The 16,173-nt window shown below is 62.6% G+C and carries 13 protein-coding genes and 2 riboswitches; of the genes, 5 read left to right on the forward strand and 8 right to left on the reverse strand.

The features are described from left to right. Nucleotides 1-6 precede the first annotated feature (6 nt). The 7 genes from cfaB to ACZZ0Q_RS23020 all read right to left on the reverse strand — a co-directional run bounded on the left by cfaB (nt 7) and on the right by ACZZ0Q_RS23020 (nt 5,460). Nucleotides 7-1,188: a C17 cyclopropane fatty acid synthase CfaB gene (gene cfaB / locus ACZZ0Q_RS22990; RefSeq protein ID WP_463540644.1), complete on the reverse strand. Its 1,182-nt coding sequence runs from the start codon at nt 1,186-1,188 to the stop codon at nt 7-9. Between the two features lie 124 nt (nt 1,189-1,312). Next, complete coding sequence (cobM, locus tag ACZZ0Q_RS22995) at nt 1,313-2,068, reverse strand: precorrin-4 C(11)-methyltransferase (RefSeq protein WP_463540643.1); 756 nt, start codon at nt 2,066-2,068, stop codon at nt 1,313-1,315. Then, the gene (locus tag ACZZ0Q_RS23000; RefSeq protein WP_463540642.1) at nt 2,065-2,478 is read right to left on the reverse strand and encodes a cobalamin biosynthesis protein; all 414 of its coding nucleotides are present in this window, start codon (nt 2,476-2,478) and stop codon (nt 2,065-2,067) included. The genes cobM and ACZZ0Q_RS23000 overlap by 4 nt, the downstream gene beginning before the upstream one ends. 83 nt (nt 2,479-2,561) lie before the next feature. Continuing rightward, nucleotides 2,562-3,281: a CbtA family protein gene (locus ACZZ0Q_RS23005; RefSeq protein ID WP_463540641.1), complete on the reverse strand. Its 720-nt coding sequence runs from the start codon at nt 3,279-3,281 to the stop codon at nt 2,562-2,564. Nucleotides 3,282-3,324: 43 nt separating this feature from the next. Then, nucleotides 3,325-3,510, reverse strand: coding sequence for a CbtB domain-containing protein (locus ACZZ0Q_RS23010; RefSeq protein WP_122492316.1), 186 nt, complete (start codon nt 3,508-3,510; stop codon nt 3,325-3,327). A 110-nt stretch (nt 3,511-3,620) separates the two neighbouring features. Then, nucleotides 3,621-3,797: riboswitch (cobalamin riboswitch) on the reverse strand. A 59-nt stretch (nt 3,798-3,856) separates the two neighbouring features. Further along, on the reverse strand, nt 3,857-4,135 hold the full coding sequence (locus ACZZ0Q_RS23015) for a helix-turn-helix domain-containing protein (RefSeq protein WP_463540640.1): 279 nt from the start codon (nt 4,133-4,135) through the stop codon (nt 3,857-3,859). Next, nucleotides 4,132-5,460, reverse strand: a complete 1,329-nt coding sequence (locus ACZZ0Q_RS23020) for a type II toxin-antitoxin system HipA family toxin (protein WP_463560959.1) — start codon at nt 5,458-5,460, stop codon at nt 4,132-4,134. Before ACZZ0Q_RS23020 ends, ACZZ0Q_RS23015 begins: the two co-directional genes overlap by 4 nt. A gap of 191 nt (nt 5,461-5,651) precedes the next feature. Then, a riboswitch (cobalamin riboswitch) is annotated at nt 5,652-5,860 on the forward strand. A gap of 111 nt (nt 5,861-5,971) precedes the next feature. Between ACZZ0Q_RS23020 and cobW the strand changes: the two genes are divergently transcribed. The 5 genes from cobW (at nt 5,972) to ACZZ0Q_RS23045 (ending at nt 15,162) form a co-directional block, all read left to right on the forward strand. Then, nucleotides 5,972-7,024 (forward strand): cobalamin biosynthesis protein CobW, encoded by a 1,053-nt coding sequence (cobW, locus tag ACZZ0Q_RS23025; RefSeq protein WP_463540639.1) that lies wholly within the window; start codon nt 5,972-5,974, stop codon nt 7,022-7,024. A 73-nt stretch (nt 7,025-7,097) separates the two neighbouring features. Beyond that, nucleotides 7,098-10,841: a cobaltochelatase subunit CobN gene (gene cobN, locus ACZZ0Q_RS23030; protein WP_463540638.1), complete on the forward strand. Its 3,744-nt coding sequence runs from the start codon at nt 7,098-7,100 to the stop codon at nt 10,839-10,841. Between the two features lie 435 nt (nt 10,842-11,276). After that, nucleotides 11,277-13,256: a beta strand repeat-containing protein gene (locus ACZZ0Q_RS23035; protein ID WP_463540637.1), complete on the forward strand. Its 1,980-nt coding sequence runs from the start codon at nt 11,277-11,279 to the stop codon at nt 13,254-13,256. 233 nt (nt 13,257-13,489) lie between these two features. Continuing rightward, entirely contained in the window at nt 13,490-14,491 is a 1,002-nt protein-coding gene (locus tag ACZZ0Q_RS23040; protein ID WP_463561046.1) for an ATP-binding protein, read from the forward strand. Then, on the forward strand, nt 14,473-15,162 hold the full coding sequence (locus tag ACZZ0Q_RS23045) for a vWA domain-containing protein (protein ID WP_463561048.1): 690 nt from the start codon (nt 14,473-14,475) through the stop codon (nt 15,160-15,162). The genes ACZZ0Q_RS23040 and ACZZ0Q_RS23045 overlap by 19 nt, the downstream gene beginning before the upstream one ends. 55 nt (nt 15,163-15,217) lie before the next feature. On the opposite strand, the gene ACZZ0Q_RS23050 is transcribed toward ACZZ0Q_RS23045, so the two are convergent. Beyond that, nucleotides 15,218-16,171 carry a sensor domain-containing diguanylate cyclase gene (locus ACZZ0Q_RS23050; RefSeq protein ID WP_463540636.1) on the reverse strand — a complete coding sequence of 318 codons (954 nt, stop codon included), beginning with the start codon at nt 16,169-16,171 and terminating at the stop codon, nt 15,218-15,220. Between the last annotated feature and the right edge of the window lie 2 nt (nt 16,172-16,173).

Raw genomic sequence — 16,173 nt, forward strand, 5'->3', positions numbered from 1 at the left:
GGTTTTTTATCCGTACAGATCGGCGCGCGACCACGGCAGGCTATGGCTGCCATCGGCCAGCGGTTTTACCGCCAGAATCTGATGCAGGTTCATCCAGCCGCGCGCAAACCCATAGGCGCAACCGGCCAGGTATAAACGCCAAATGCGCAGCGCCTGCTCCGACACCAACTCTTTCGCCTCGCTAAGCCGGCTTTCCAGGTTGGCGCTCCACATGTCCAAGGTGCGCGCGTAGTGCAGGCGCAGGCTTTCCACATCCACCACTTCCAGCCCGGCTTCGCTGAGATGCGCCGTCATACGGCTCACGTGCGGCAGCTCGCCGTGGGGGAACACGTAACGGCCAATGAATTCGCCGGCGCCGCGCCCAACCGGGCGGCCATCGGTGTAGCGAGAGGTGATGCCATGGTTCATCACCAGCCCGCCTTCGCGTACGGCGCCGAATAGCTGTTGGCAGTAAAGCGGCAGGTTGGCGTGCCCCACGTGTTCGAACATGCCCACGCTCACCACTTTGTCGAAACGGCCGTCTTGCGGCACGTCGCGGTAGTCCATCAGCTCGAGCTGCACGTTTTCTTGCAGGCCTTCAGCGGCCACCCGCTCACGGGCCAGGTCCAGTTGCGCCTGGCTTAGGGTAATGCCGGTTACCTGTACACCGAATTCACGGGCGGCGAAACGCGCCAAGCCGCCCCAGCCACAGCCGACGTCGAGCAGGTGCTCACCGGGTTGCAGCCGTAACTTGCGGCACAAGTGGCGCAACTTGGCCTGCTGCGCGGTGGCCAGGTCTTCTTTTCCGGTGGGAAAGTAGGCGCAGGAATAGACCATGTCCGGGTCGAGCCACAGTTGGTAGAAGCCGTTCGACAGGTCGTAGTGGTAGGAAATCGCCTCGGCATCGGTGGCCTTGTCATGGGCGTCGCGCTGCAACGCCAGTTGCTCGTCGTCACTCAACGCTTCGCTCAGGGCGTCGCCCAGTCGGATCACCTCGGCAATCGGCCCCTCCAGCTCCAGCCGCCCTTCCACGTATGCGCCGCCGAGCGCATCCAGGCTGGGGTGAGTGAGCTGATTGATCAGGCCAGGGTCCTTGATCACCATGGTCACCTGCGGCTGCGGCCCCAGGTCGAGTTCGTAGCCGTTCCATAAGCGCAGGCGCAACGGCAGTTGCAGATTGCGCAGGGTCGGTGGAAGTTGCGCCAACATAAAAAGCCCCCCGTACAGACGTCATGCAATGGCTCTGACGAGCCCAAAGCTACTGACCGAGGGAAGCGGCGCGCAGTTGCACTACGTTGCCGGACGGGCGATATGCGGCCGTTTCGCCGGGCGTTTAGTCGCTGGCGGGACGGAACAGATGGGCGTGCCCAGCGCGGTACAGGTTGGAGTCAGCGAAGGCATCGGCGTTGAGCACCCGACCAACCACAATCAAGGCCGTGCGCTGAAAGCCTTTGGCCGCCACCGCCGCTTCGATATCCCCCAGGGTGCCTCGCACCCAGTCCTGATCGGGCCAACTGGCGCGGTGCACCACGGCGATGGGGCAATCGGCACCGTAATGCGGCACCAGCGCCTCGACGATCTTGGCCAAATGCTGCACGCCCAAATGGATGGCCATGGTGGTGCCATGGCGCGCCAGGTCGGCTAGCTCCTCGCCTTCCGGCATTTTCGAACGGCTGCCGTAACGCGTGAGAATCACCGTTTGCGCAATGCCTGGGAGCGTCAGCTCGCTTTCCAGCAAGGCCGCACAGGCTGCCGTGGCGGTGACGCCGGGCACGATTTCGAAGGGAATGTTCAGGCGGCGTAAATGGCGAATCTGCTCGCCGATTGCGCCGTATAACGACGGATCGCCGGAGTGCACGCGGGCAACGTTCTGGCCCCGGCTGTGGGCCATCTCGATCAGGCGGATGATTTCATCCAGATGCAGCTCGGCGGTGTTCACCACGGTATCGGCGCGGTGGCCCTCCAGCACCGCCTCCGGCACCAGCGAACCGGCGTACAGCAACACCGGACAGCTGCGTATCAAGCGCTGGCCTTTCACCGTAATCAGCTCGGGGTCGCCAGGGCCGGCGCCGATGAAATACACCGTCATACGCATTCCTCCACGCCGGCGATGGCCAGGGTGGCGCTCGCGCTGATGTGTTTACCGATTAAAAGCCCGGCGCGTTTTCCCGTCACCGCTTCCACCTGCGCCAGAGCGCTTGCCTCGGCGACGCTGACTGCGCCAGTTGCGCGCAGGGCGATCGCCGACACGCTGGTGATGCGATCACTGACTGCGTCCAACTGCGCCGGTGCCAGCCACGCCAGCGGCAAGCGCAACGTGGCGGCGAGCGCGCGAACGCCAGCCTCGTCACGTTTGTGTTCAACGCTGGCGAGGCCGGCGAGGTCAGCGACACCCAACCCGTGCGCGCTCAGCGTGTGTTCCAGCAACTGACGAAGTTCAGCCTCGCTGCAACCCGCGCGGCATCCGATTCCAGCGATAAAAGGCGCAACGATAGGCACAGAGAAAAACGCCTGAGTAAGTAAGAAAAAACCCGCTGAGTGCATGCCCTTCAGCGGGTTCTTGCGCAGCACAAAAGCCGGGGTTAAACCGCGCTCTTGCCCGCGAAACGACGGTACAGCCCAGCACTCAGCAGGCCCAGGGCCGACCAGAACAGCGCGTTGGTAATCAGCGAGGCCCAGATGAACTGATGCTCCAGCGCCTCGGGCGCCAGGCTCGAATGCACCTCAGGCTGCGGCGCGCCGATGACATGTGGCACCACCAGCAACACAGCGCCGATCACTTTCACCGCCCAGTGGCGGGCGAATACCAAAAAGGCCAGGCCCACAGCGGTCGCGGTCGCGGAGCCGATCCACCAGTACTGACGCAGCTGCAAATCAGCAGCGGCGGTGCCAGGCAATTCAGGCGGCAGACCGAGCGAGGGAGCCAGCGAAAAGGTGGCGAAACCGGCCAGGCCCCAGAACAGACCGTCTCGGGTACGACCCGGCGCGCGCAAGGTAAACAAGCCCGCCAACATCAGCGCAAAACCAACGGCAACCACCAGGTTGGCGCCCGTGGTCGACGCCACGCGCTGCCAGCCGTCTTGCGGCGACCACGCTTCGCTGCTGTGTTCGTGGGGGTGGGCGGCGGCGCCCGGCTCATGGCTGTGCTCGGCAGGTGCGGCCTGCACCACAGCCGGCTCAGCGCTTTCAAAGGTTTCGCCCTGAAGAATCAGCGGCGCCACCCAAAAGCTTTGCAGCAGAGTCAGAAACAGGGCACCCAGCAGCCCGGCAAACCCGGCGGTTTGCGCAATACGCTTAATCATTTCGCGGTCTCTTCAGTCGCACGCACACTTAGTGGCACAGAAATTAGTGGCACGGAAACGCGGCACTGTGGCGGGTGTCGTGAGCAGCGTTGTGTACCGCCTCGACATGGGAGAAGCCGGCGAAATACACCAGCAACGCGCCCAACAGGCCGGCGCCGATGGCCACCACGAGACGTTGGGAAAGCGAGGCGCTGGCCTCAGCAGAATGAGTAAGGGTGCTACTGGACATGACCGTTCCCTCTGAACTGGAAATGAAAACGTAGCAGAAGGGAACGCACGAGGAGCCGAATGCGAGCGCATTCAGACTTCCGGCTTGCGCCCGCCCACCGCGGGTTTTGCCTACTGGTATGAATTCAGGCCGGTCTCCGGGCTCGCATGGCTGAAGGGCTTCAACACACGCCTACCGTTGCGGGGGCAGCGTCGGACTAACAGCTCCAGCTATCACCAGAGCGCGCACCGACTTCCCGTTTCACCTTACGCACGACGACGCAAGACACCTGAAACAGCGCGCTAGAACACCATTTTCATCGGCAAAGGTCAACGGTGCGCTGGCTGGCGGATCGCCCAGGCGGGCTTCACAGCGTTCGTTTGATCGCCACAATGCCGACCGTCAACCCGAACGGGCGCATCACCTTGTTCAGCGACTTTATCGTCGGATTGCCCGCGTCTTGCTCCAGCTGCAACAGGCTGCGCTCGGACAGTTTGCACAGCTTGGCGAATTTGGCCTGGCTAAGGCCGGTGACCTCTTGGCGTAGGCGGCTCACGGCCTGACCCAGCGTAAGGTTGCCTTCGCTGAGCGCCTCGTGAATCTCCCGGATCAGCCTGCCGCGCTCCTCGATATCCAGGTTTTTCACAGCAAATCTCCTTTGCCCAAATACCCCGTCAAATCGCTCAAATGCACGGCCGGGTGGCGCCAGGTCGCGGGCGGCAGCGGCTGGCTCGCCAGAATGTCTGGCAGGGCGAGCAGCTCTTGCGCCTGGGCTCGCAGGCGCTCGAAGGTGTCATCCGGATGAACCCAGCGGCTTAGCGAAGCGCACGCCAGGCGCCAGTTCACTTCGCCGGCCTGTTCAATCGGCGGCGCCCATTTGGTGGTGCGACTGATGGCCTCGTCATCCATCACCATGGGCGCCAGGTCGTAAATGGGCGCCAGGCGCAGCGAGGAATCGCCGCGAATGATCGCCGTGTTGCGCCCGTGGTTGTCCGAGTTACCGAGAATTTTGTTAAGTAGGTCGCGGCGCAGGTATTCGCCGATTAACGCGTCCAGTTGGTCGCGCTGGCCGGTGTCGATCCACAGTCCGGCCAGTAGATCGATCGCTCTGCCGTGCTCCATGTAAGCGCCAGCTTCTGTCTCGCCGGCCAGGGAATACACCGACTCCACGGCCAACCGCTCAACGCCCTGCTCGTTGATGGCTCGGTCGAAGCGGTGCATCCACAGGCTTGGCTTGTTGCCGGTTTCCAAGGCGAGTCCCTGGGGAGAAATGGTCTCGATGCCCAATGCGTTCAACGCCTGGTAGTAGCAGAACTCGCTGATGAGAATGTCGCGGTCGCGCTGGTTGCCGGTGTTGCGGGGGAACTTGATGAACCAGTGCTGGGCTGCTTCGGCATCATCCAACGTCGCGTCAGGGTGCAGCCGGCCCGCTCGATCCTGGGTCATCAACAGCTTCGGCGCCGCGCCGCCCGCTCCGGTCGCGCCGCCAATAGCAGCGCCCATCTCGTAGGCGTATTCGATGAACAGGCTGTCACGGTCAACGATGTCTTGCCGCGTAAACCCTGGGTGATTGCGCGCAGGCGTTTCGAAGTACGTCATCGACTCCTTCACCCGCAGATGGCCCACAGGCGCTGGCGTCGAGCGCGCGAGCAAAAAAATGTCTTCGGCCAGGTTCGCCGGCTTGCTCGAACCCAGGCGTTTCATCAGCGACCGTCGGGCCGCACCGGCTGGCGCTACGTCATGCAAAAAAGCCGGCGCCTGGGTGCCTTGATACAGGTCGAACGACAGCGGCAACTGTGCGCTGATGGCCTTGGCGAACCGCGTATCAAAGTGGTCGAGGTTAAGGCTGAGGTAGTTACTGACGTAGCCAAAGTGGCAGCCGCCTTGAAAGCCTTTCTGCGCATCAAGGAAACGCACCTGCATGGCGTCGTGCCACGTGCCCTCGGTGAAAAGCTGAAAAGTCAGGTTCATAGAGACCACCGCACTATAGTGCGGAAAACTATAACCATATGGCTGAAAAACCGCAATTTAATGCGGTAAATAGACCCTTCATAGACGATTAGCCGCATTATAATGCGGTTAATCGTCCTGTAAGCCGCGCTGTAGCGCAATTTAATAGGAATGCTCCTAACGGCGAATTTGACCCATCCCCCACCACTGCGTAGCCTTGCTCGCTTCGAGGTCTCGGCGCATCGGCGCCAGAGCTAAGAGGGAACGCGGTGCGCTGAACAGCCAGGCCGCGGCTGCCCCCGCAACTGTAAACGACCGGCTTTCTTCCAGTGCCACTGCCACGCGCGGGAAGGCGAGGAAAGCGGCCCGCATCAAGGGCCATGTCGTGAGCCAGGAGACCTGCCTCGAACCTATTCACGACAACCGGGCGGGGTGATCCGGTGGCGAATTCTGCAGTGAGCGCTCTGCTCGCTGTAGCCGTCGCAGCCGCCCGCCGATCCGATTTCGCGCGTATCCAACAGGGCTGCATTCGATGAAAAGCTTGGCCAAACTTCCCGTCACCATCGTCACCGGCTTTCTCGGCGCCGGCAAAACCACGCTGCTGCGTCATATGCTCGATAACGCCGAAGGCCGCCGCATTGCGGTGATCGTCAACGAATTCGGCGAGCTGGGTATCGACGGTGAAATCCTCAAGCAATGCACCATCGGCTGCACCGAAGAAGAAGCCAACGGCCGCGTTTACGAGCTGGCCAACGGTTGCCTGTGCTGCACGGTGCAGGAGGAGTTCTTCCCGGTGATGCGCGAGCTGGTGGCGCGTCGCGGCGACCTTGACCAAATTCTTATCGAAACCTCGGGCCTGGCCTTGCCCAAGCCGTTGGTACAAGCCTTCAACTGGCCGGAAATTCGCAATGCCTGCACCGTCGATGCGGTGATCACCGTGGTCGACAGCCCTGCCGTTGCCGCCGGCACGTTTGCCGCGTTTCCGGACCAGGTCGACGCACAGCGCCGCGAAGACCCGAACCTGGACCACGAATCGCCGCTGCACGAGCTGTTCGCCGACCAACTGGCCAGCGCCGACCTGGTGATTCTCAACAAAGCCGACCTGCTCAGCCCTGAAGCGCTGGCGGCCGTGCGTGCAGAAGTGGCCGAGGAACTGCCGCCAGCGGTGAAGGTGATCGAAGCGCGCAGCGGTGTGTTGCCGTTGTCGGTGCTGCTGGGCCTGAACTCGGAAACCGAGCTGCACATCGACAGCCGCAAAACCCACCACGACCTGGAAGACCACGAAGAGCATGACCACGACGAGTTCGACTCCTTCTCCGTGGAACTGCCGGAAGTCGAAGAAACGCAGTTGCTGGCTGCGCTCAACGGCCTGGTGGAGCGTCATGGCGTGCTGCGCATCAAAGGCTTCGCCGCCATTCCCGGCAAACCGATGCGTCTGCTGATTCAAGGCGTGGGCAAGCGTTTTGACAAACACTTCGACCGTGCCTGGCGCAGCGATGAAACGCGCAGCAGTCATTTGGTGATCATTGGCCAGGAGTTGGATGAGGCGGTGATTACAAACGAATTGCGCCAGGCATTGGTGTGACGAGTACGCGCTTGCTTTTTGCCCCCTCGCCCGCTTGCGGGCGAGGGATGCAAAGCGCGGCGGGCGATTAGTCATGCACCTGTTACGCACCCAACCCGGTGGTTTCGTCCCCGCCGATGGCATTGCCCATCTGGCGCAAACCCCTGCGGATGTGGTGATTCTGTGCACCGGTGACTCGCACCTTTCCCTGCTCGCCGCCGCTGCCCAAACCCTGCCGGACGATTACCCAAGCCTGCGCCTGGCCAGCCCCGCGCAGTTGCAGAATCACGCCTCGGTGGACCTCTACGTCGAGGAAGTGCTGCAACACGCCAAGGTGATTCTGGTATCGGTGCACGGCGGGCTGAGTTATTGGCGCTACGGCATTGAGCGGCTGGTGGAACTGGCGCAACGCGGCGCGCAGCTGATTTTGGTGCCCGGCGATGACAGCCCCGACCCTGAACTTACCGCCCTCGGCACCGTCGCCCCCGAGCAGGCTGACCGCCTGTGGCAGTACCTGCGCCAGGGCGGCGTCGATAACGCCCGTCAGCTGTTTCAGTACCTGGCGGCCACTTGGCTCAACGGCGATTACCCCTGGGTCGAGCCGCAGCCGTTGCCGCGTGTGGGCGTGTATCACCCCAGCGCGGCCAATGCCGGACTGGCAGATTGGCAAGCGACCTGGGCAGGCGGTCAGCCGGTGGTGGGCCTGCTGTTCTATCGCACTCACGTGCAGTCGGCGAACACCGCCTTTATCCACAGCTTCTGCGAGCGCTTGAGCGCGCAAGGGCTGAACCCGCTGCCCATCGCCGTCGCCAGTTTGAAAGAAGCGGCGTGCCTGGCCGTGGTCGAAGACCTGCTCGACGAAAGCAACGCCAGCCTGATCATCAACACCACGGGCTTTGCCCAATCCAACCCCGAGCAGCCCAACTTGCGCCCGTTCCGCCGCAATGTGCCGGTGCTGCAAGCCATCTGCGCCCTGGACAACCAGCCGCTATGGCAAGCCAACCCGCAGGGCCTGGGCTCGCGCGATTTAGCCATGCACATCGCCTTGCCGGAACTCGATGGCCGGCTGATTACTCGCCCCATCAGCTTCAAGGGCCTGGCGTGGCGCAGCGAGCGCAGCCAGAGCGATGTGGTGTGCTACGAAGCCGATCTGGAGCGCATGGACTTCGTCGCCGAGCTAGCGCGCCGCTGGGTCGACCTGGCGCGAGTGGCCAATGCCGACAAGCGCATCGCCTTGGTGCTCGCCAATTACCCCACCCGCGATGGCCGCATCGGCAACGGCGTGGGCCTCGACACGCCCGCTGCGGCGCTGAATATTCTTCGCGCCCTGAAGGACGAGGGCTACCCGGTGGACGGTTTGCCGGAAACTGGCACCGCGCTGATTCATGAGTTGCTTGGGGGCGTGACCAACGACCTCGACGGCCGGGACCTGCGCCCCTGCGCGCAAAGCCTGGCGCTGGCTGACTATCACCGCCTGTTCGCCCGCCTGCCGCTGGCTAACCAGCAAGCCGTGCGCGAGCGTTGGGGCGAGCCCGAACAAGACCCTATGTTCCGAGGCGGTCGCATGATGATCGCCGGGCTGCGCTACGGCCTGACGTTTGTCGGTATTCAGCCGGCGCGCGGCTACCAGCTCGACGCCAGCGCCGTGTACCACGACCCCGATCTGGTGCCGCCCCACGGCTACCTGGCGTTTTACTTCTGGTTGCGCGACACCTTTGCCATGAACGCTGTGGTGCACGTCGGCAAGCACGGCAATCTGGAATGGCTGCCGGGCAAAAGCGTGGGCTTGTCGCAGCACTGCTGGCCGGACGCAATTCTTGGCCCAACGCCGAACGTGTACCCGTTTATCGTCAACGACCCCGGCGAAGGCGCGCAGGCCAAGCGTCGCACGCAGGCGGTGATCATCGACCACCTGATGCCGCCGCTCAGCCGCGCCGAAAGCTATGGCCCGCTGCGCGACATCGAGCGCCTGGCGGACGAGTACTACGATGCCTCGCTGCTCGATGAGCGCCGAGCCGGGGAACTGCGCGGCGAAATTCTCGCCCTGGTGCGCGCTACCCAGCTGGACCGCGAGCTGCACTTGCAGATCAACGACGACCCCAATTCCTGGCTGCCGCAGCTCGATGCCTACCTGTGCGACCTGAAGGAATCGCAGATTCGCGACGGCCTGCATGTGTTCGGCGAATCGCCGGCGGGGCGCCTGCGTCTGGACACCTTGCTGGCCCTGCTGCGCATTCCCCGAGGCGACGGCAAAGGCCGCAATGCCAGCCTGTTGCAGGCCTTGGCGAAGGATTTTGAACTGGGCTTCAACCCGCTCAGCTGCGACATGGCGGCGCCCTGGAGCGGACCGCGCCCTGCCGTGCTGCAAGCGGTCAGCAGTGACACTTGGCGCACCGAAGGCGACACCCGCGAGCGGCTTGAGATGTTTGCGGTGAATCTTATTGCCGCCAGTTTGAACGACGACGCACCTGCCGCTGGCGAGCGCACTGACGCCGTACTGGCGGCCTTGCGCGAGCACGTGGCACCGACGCTGGACGCCTGCGGGCCGGCGGAAATGCACGGTCTTCTGGCTGCGCTGCGCGGCGCCTTTGTGCCAGCCGGGCCAAGCGGTGCGCCTAGCCGTGGCCGCCTCGACGTGCTGCCCACCGGGCGTAATTTCTACTCGGTAGATGTGCGCAACCTGCCAACCCCGACCGCCTGGCGCATCGGCTTCCAGTCCGCCAGCTTGCTGCTGGAACGTCACCTGCAAGACAACGGCGACCACCTGCGTCAACTCGGCTTGTCGGTGTGGGGCACCGCCACCATGCGCACCGGCGGCGACGACATGGCGCAGGCCATGGCGCTGATGGGCGTGCGACCGGTGTGGCAGGCCGGCAGCCAGCGTGTGGAAGACTTTGAAATCCTGCCGTTGTCATTGCTCGACCGCCCGCGTGTGGACGTGACCTTGCGGGTGTCCGGCTTCTTTCGCGACGCCTTCAGCAACCTGATTCGCCTGTTCGACGCCGCCGTGCAAGCAGTTGCCGAGCTGGACGAATCCGACGACATGAACCCCCTCGCCGCTCGCGTTCGTGAAGAGCGTCAGCGTCTGCAACAGCAAGGCGTGCCTGCCGAACAGGCGCGGCGCGAGGCGGGCTGGCGGGTGTTCGGCAGCAAGCCGGGCGCGTATGGCGCCGGCATTCAGAACGCCATTGAAGAACGCCTATGGCAGACCCGCGCTGATCTTGCCGAGGTGTACCTGAACTGGGGCAGCTATGCCTATGGCGCCGGGGATGCGGGCACGCCGGCGCGCGAACAATTTATCCAGCGTTTGGAGCGGGTGCAGGCCGTGCTGCACAACCAGGACAACCGCGAGCACGACATTCTCGACTCCAACGATTACTACCAATTCCAGGGCGGCATGTTGGCGGCGGTGGAAACGCTGCGCGGCAGTTCGGTTGCCAGCTACCACGGCGACCACAGCCAACCCGACAACCCGCGCATTCGCACGCTGAAAGAAGAACTCAACCGCGTGGTGCGCGCCCGTGCAGCCAATCCGAAATGGATCGCCGGCATGAAACGCCACGGCTACAAAGGCGCCTTCGAATTGGCCGCCACGGTGGACTACCTGTGCGCGTTCGACGCCACCAGCGAGTTGATCGACGACCACCAATACCAACTGCTCACCGACGCCTACCTGCTTGACGCCGATACCCGAGACTTTATTCAGCAGCACAACCCCGGAGCGCTGCGCGACATCACCGAACGCTTGCTCGAAGCCCAGCAACGGGGGCTCTGGCAGGAGCCGGGGGAGTACCGTGAGGCGTTGGAAAATTTATTAATCGATAGTGAAGAAGCGTAACCAATAGCGGCGGGCTAGTTCGCTGGTATTTCGTATCCGAAACGCTTGCTCACGCTTCAACTTTAAACTTCTTACATACATGCTAACGGTATGTGGCTGATATGTTGCGCCCACTTATCGAAGAGCTGTTTGTCTTATACGAAGCATCTGTGATTGAAGTGCGTCAGTCCTTTCCGTGCTAGGAACAATCCTACTCATTACGGACGACAATCTTAATAAACAACAGCACTTTGCATCGTGGAGGTAGTAAAGCGCCCGCAGCAATATTCTGGAAATCTCAAAACAATATCCAAGCAAACTTAACCGACCGCTTGGAACTTTTAAATGTCAAACTTTCGCTTATGCAAGATTACGATCGCTATCACGCTGGCGTTATCCGGCAACACTTATGCTGCACCTGCCGTCGATGCTGTCGGCGCTTTGGCGGATTCGATCATGGCGCCAAATATTACTATTGCTAGTGACGCCAGAAGTACGACTCTCGGCGGCACGCTCGGAGTAAGTGGAACGGCCACTCAAGGCACCGGCGGCATCCAAACCGGCACTGTTAACTCTACTGGTAACGCCACGGTTGGCGGCACCATTCAATCCACCACTGGCGACGTCACGGTTGGCGGCACGCTCGGCGTGACAGGCGCAACGACCACAAACGGCATTACCAACACCGGCGCCATTCAAACCACCACCGTCACCTCTACTGGCGACGTCACGGTTGGCGGCGCGCTCGGCGTGACAGGCGCAACGACCACAAACGGCATCACCAACACCGGCGCCATTCAAACCACCACCGTCACCTCCACTGGCGACGCCACGGTTGGCGGCACGCTCGGTGTTACTGGCGCAACTAATACCAACGGCATCACCAACACCGGCGCCATTCAAACCACCACCGTCACCTCCACTGGCGACGCCACGGTTGGCGGCGCGCTCGGCGTGACAGGCGCAACGACCACAAACGGCATTACCAACACCGGCGCCATTCAAACCACCACCGTCACCTCCACTGGCGACACCACGGTTGGCGGCGCACTCGGCGTGACAGGCGCAACGACCACAAACGGCATCACCAACACCGGCGCCATTCAAACCACCACCGTCACCTCCACTGGCGACACCACGGTTGGCGGCGCACTCGGCGTGACAGGCGCAACTACTACCAACGGCATCACCAACACCGGCGCCATTCAAACCACCACCGTCACCTCCACTGGCGACGCCACGGTTGGCGGCGCACTCGGCGTGACAGGCGCAACGACCACAAACGGCATCACCAACACCGGCGCCATTCAAACCACCACCGTCACCTCCACTGGCGACACCACGGTCGGCGGCGCACTCGGCGTGACAGGCGCAACGACCACAAACGGCATTACCAACACCGGCGCCATTCAAACCACCACCGTCACCTCCACTGGCGACGCCACGGTTGGCGGCGCGCTCGGCGTGACAGGCGCAACGACCACAAACGGCATTACCAACACCGGCGCCATTCAAACCACCACCGTCACCTCCACTGGCGACACCACGGTTGGCGGCGCGCTCGGCGTGACAGGCGCAACGACCACAAACGGCATTACCAACACCGGCGCCATTCAAACCACCACCGTCACCTCCACTGGCGACGCCACGGTTGGCGGCGCGCTCGGCGTGACAGGCGCAACGACCACAAACGGCATTACCAACACTGGCAACATCCAGACCGATACCATCAACGCAACGGGCAACGGCGTTATTACCGGTTCCCTGAATGTAGACGGCGGTATTACCACTACCACCATTACCAACAATGGTGACGTGACGACTCACGGCAATACCACCATTGATAACAACTTGACCGTCGGTGGAACAACAACCGCAGCCGGCGTGGTTAATAACGGCGCACTTAACCAAACGGGCACCACCAGCATTAATACGACCGGTACGGCACAAACTTCGATAGGCAATGCTTCGAACTCGGCCGGAAGCGTTGTATTGCAATCGGGTGATAACAGTCTTTCAGTGACCCAACAAGCAGTGTCAGTAGGCGGGGCAAACGGCTCTAATGTCGTTCTCGGTTCGACGTCGGGTAATTCGATGGTTCGTTTAAACGGCAACAGACTGCAGGATGTTGGCGAGGCCGTGGAGGGAACTGATGCGGTTAACTTGAACCAACTTAACCGCGCAACGCATAAACTCAGTGGTGACATTGATGACGCCTACGGCGGTATAGCAGCCATCGCGGCAATGACCAGTGTGCCGGAACTTCAGGCCGGTGCTAATTTTGGCGTGGGTGTGGGCGTAGGCAACTTCAAAGGCGCACAGTCGGTTGCGGTGGGCGCGCAGGCGCGGATCAATAGCAATGTTGCGGTTAAAGCATCGGTCGGCATTTCTCAAGGGCAAGTCACCACAGGCATCGGCGCCGGTTTCAGCTGGTAAGCTTTCCCGGGCGCTGTGACTAAACGATTAATCACGGCAGCACCGCACCTGAAAAGCGCCACGCATGTGGCGTTTTTTTTTGCCTTGCGCACCGGTTGCACCGAGACTGCGCAGCGACCCAACGCTGCGCCTCGTCGCTATCAGGGGCCCACGCTTTAGCGCTTCCGGCAAATACGCTTCGAGTGCCCGTGAGCCGTTACACTTGGCGCTATCTCCACCAGCCGAGCCCCACCATGACCCCGCAATTTCCCCTTGCCGCTGTCGTCGCCGCTGACTCGCTAAAACTGGCGCTGTGCCTGGCGGCCATCGACCCAGCAATTGGTGGCGTATTAATCGAAGGTCCGCGCGGCATGGCCAAATCCACCTTGGCGCGCGGCGTGGCGCAGCTGTTGCCTGGTGGGCATTTCGTGACACTGCCGTTGGGCGCGAGCGAGGAGCGCATTGTCGGCACCCTTGACCTGGATGCAGCGCTCGCCGAAAGCCGCGCGCAATTTTCCCCCGGCCTGCTGGCCAAAGCCGACGGCGGCGTGCTGTATGTCGATGAAGTGAATCTGCTGCCGGATCACCTGGTTGACCTGTTGTTGGACGTGGCCGCCAGCGGCGTGAACCATGTGGAGCGCGACGGCATCTCGCACCAGCATGCCGCGCGTTTTGTGCTGATCGGCACCATGAACCCGGAAGAAGGCCAACTGCGCCCGCAGTTGCTGGATCGCTTTGGCCTCAAAGTCATTCTCGATGCCCAACCCGAGCCCGCTGCACGCGCCGAGATCGTGCGTCGCCGGCTCGCGTTCGATGCCGACCCGGCCACCTTTGCGCAGCAGTGGCAGGCTCCGCAGCAGGCGTTGCGCGAGCGTTGTCTGGCGGCGCGCGGCGCCCTTACGAACATCGAGCTGGACGACGGCAGCGTCAACGAAATCGCCGAGCGCTGCTATGCCGCTGGAGTCGATGGCTTACGCGCCGACTTGGTCTGGTTGCGCGCCGCCCGTGCCCACGCCGCCTGGCGCGGCGCCGACTCGATCAGCGCCGAAGACATCGACGCCGTCGAACCCTTTGCTCTCGCCCACCGTCGCCGTCACACCCCGCCACCGGCAGCGCAGCCGCCGCACGCGCCGCCGACGCCGCAGACAAGTTCAGCGGCGGCTTCGGCTGGCGAAGGCCAGTGGGGCGAAATGCCTGCGCAGCCGGTGCCCACGGGGGCGGCGCGCGAGTTGCCGCGCTGGCCAAAAAAGCCCTGAGCATCCGCCCGCGACAGGTCACTGGCGCGGATGCCCAACCCAGACCCGGCGCCCTGCAAGGCGGCCGTCACGGCGCCAGCCGCCTCGGCGCAAAGGGCAGCGTTGACTGGCTAAACACCTTCCTTCGCGGCCGTCCGACACGGGCCAGCGAACTGGTGCGCAAACCCCGTAGCCAAAGGCCGAGCGAGCTGTGGGTGCTGGTGGTGGACGCATCTGCCTCAACCCGCCGCCACGGCGCGCTGAGCCAAGCGAAAGGCTTGCTCATAACGCTACTGGAACAGGCCTATCAGCAGCGCGTGCGCATTGCCGTATTGCAAGCCACCGGCATGCAAGCGCAATGGCCATTTCAAGGGCAGAAAAGCTCGGCGGCAATGTTGGCCTGGGTGGCAGAACTGGGCGCTGGCGGCGGCACGCCGTTGATCGAAGGGCTGATGCAAACCGGCGAATGGCTGACCCAGCGCCAGCGCAGCAAGCCTGCCGAGCAGCAGCGTGTGGTGGTGATTACCGACGGGCGTTTACGTGAATGGCCCGCACTGGCGCCGATGGCGTGCCCGGCGCTGGTGGTGGACATCGAGAGCGGGCCGATACGCGTGGGGCGTGCGCGCTTATTGGCGCAGGAGTTGGGTGGGGAGTATCGGCATATCGAGCACCTCGACCATCGGTTGGGTTGAGCCAACGGCGAAGCCTAACGATCTGCGAAAATGCGACCATCGACGAGCGTGGCGCTTACTCGTAAACCGTCACGCGGTTGCGCCCGTCTTCCTTCGACGCATACAACGCTTCGTCCGCCCAGCGAATCCACTCTTCGTGGTGGTCGCAGGTGACGGACAAATCGGCCACGCCGAGGCTGATGGTCAGGCGCAGAATTTCCCCAGCGTGTTCAATCTTCAGCGCGGCGACGTTGTGGCGCAGGCGTTCGGCGAACACGCGGCCGCCTTCTTTGCTGGTGTCGGGCAGCAGAATCACAAACTCTTCGCCGCCGTAACGGCCGGCTACATCCATGTCGCGGCTCATGTCGCGGATAACGTCGGCGACGCGCTGAATCGCTTTGTCGCCGGCCTGGTGCCCGTAGGTGTCGTTGATGCGTTTGAAGTGGTCGATGTCGAGCATGATCAGCGTCGCCGTGCTGTCGTAGCGGCGGTGGCGGGCGTGTTCTTTTTGCAGGCTTTCTTCCCAATGACCGCGGTTGTACAGGCCGGTGAGCCGGTCGGTGCTGGAGAGTTTCAGCAGTTCGGCGTTGGCCGATAGCAACTGACGGCGGTTGTTGGCCACGTCGGTGACGTCGTAGATCACCAGGCAGATATGGCCGATTTTGCTATTGGCTGAACGCAGTGGGAACAGCGTGGTGTTCTGGTACATGAAGTCTTCACGGCCGGTGATCGGCTGGTAATTCTGAAAGCGCAACAGGTATGGCCGCTGCTCCCACACCGTGAACGCCGGCGTGCCTAGAGCGGCGACGCCTTCGACTTTCTTGCGAAACCACTTGCTGTCCACTTCCGGAAACAGCTCGAAGAACGAACTGCCATTGGCCACGCCCGGCTGAACACCGGAGCGGTTTTCCATAAACGTGTTCCACACCAGCACGCGGTAATCCGCATCGAACACCACCACGCCCACGTCGATGCTCTGCACGATGGCGAGCAGCCAGTGGAATTCGTTGAGGTCGATCGGCTCGTTCATGG

The sequence above is a fragment of the Pseudomonas sp. AC070 genome (assembly GCF_979258635.1).

Coding starts and splice junctions, on each gene's coding strand:
- cfaB (WP_463540644.1), bottom strand. CDS start 1,188: ATGTTGGCGCAACTTCCACCGACCCTGCGCAATCTGCAACTGCCGTTG.
- cobM (WP_463540643.1), bottom strand. CDS start 2,068: ATGACGGTGTATTTCATCGGCGCCGGCCCTGGCGACCCCGAGCTGATT.
- ACZZ0Q_RS23005 (WP_463540641.1), bottom strand. CDS start 3,281: ATGATTAAGCGTATTGCGCAAACCGCCGGGTTTGCCGGGCTGCTGGGT.
- ACZZ0Q_RS23010 (WP_122492316.1), bottom strand. CDS start 3,510: ATGTCCAGTAGCACCCTTACTCATTCTGCTGAGGCCAGCGCCTCGCTT.
- ACZZ0Q_RS23020 (WP_463560959.1), bottom strand. CDS start 5,460: ATGAACCTGACTTTTCAGCTTTTCACCGAGGGCACGTGGCACGACGCC.
- cobW (WP_463540639.1), top strand. CDS start 5,972: ATGAAAAGCTTGGCCAAACTTCCCGTCACCATCGTCACCGGCTTTCTC.
- cobN (WP_463540638.1), top strand. CDS start 7,098: ATGCACCTGTTACGCACCCAACCCGGTGGTTTCGTCCCCGCCGATGGC.
- ACZZ0Q_RS23035 (WP_463540637.1), top strand. CDS start 11,277: ATGGCGCCAAATATTACTATTGCTAGTGACGCCAGAAGTACGACTCTC.
- ACZZ0Q_RS23040 (WP_463561046.1), top strand. CDS start 13,490: ATGACCCCGCAATTTCCCCTTGCCGCTGTCGTCGCCGCTGACTCGCTA.
- ACZZ0Q_RS23050 (WP_463540636.1), bottom strand. CDS start 16,171: ATGAACGAGCCGATCGACCTCAACGAATTCCACTGGCTGCTCGCCATC.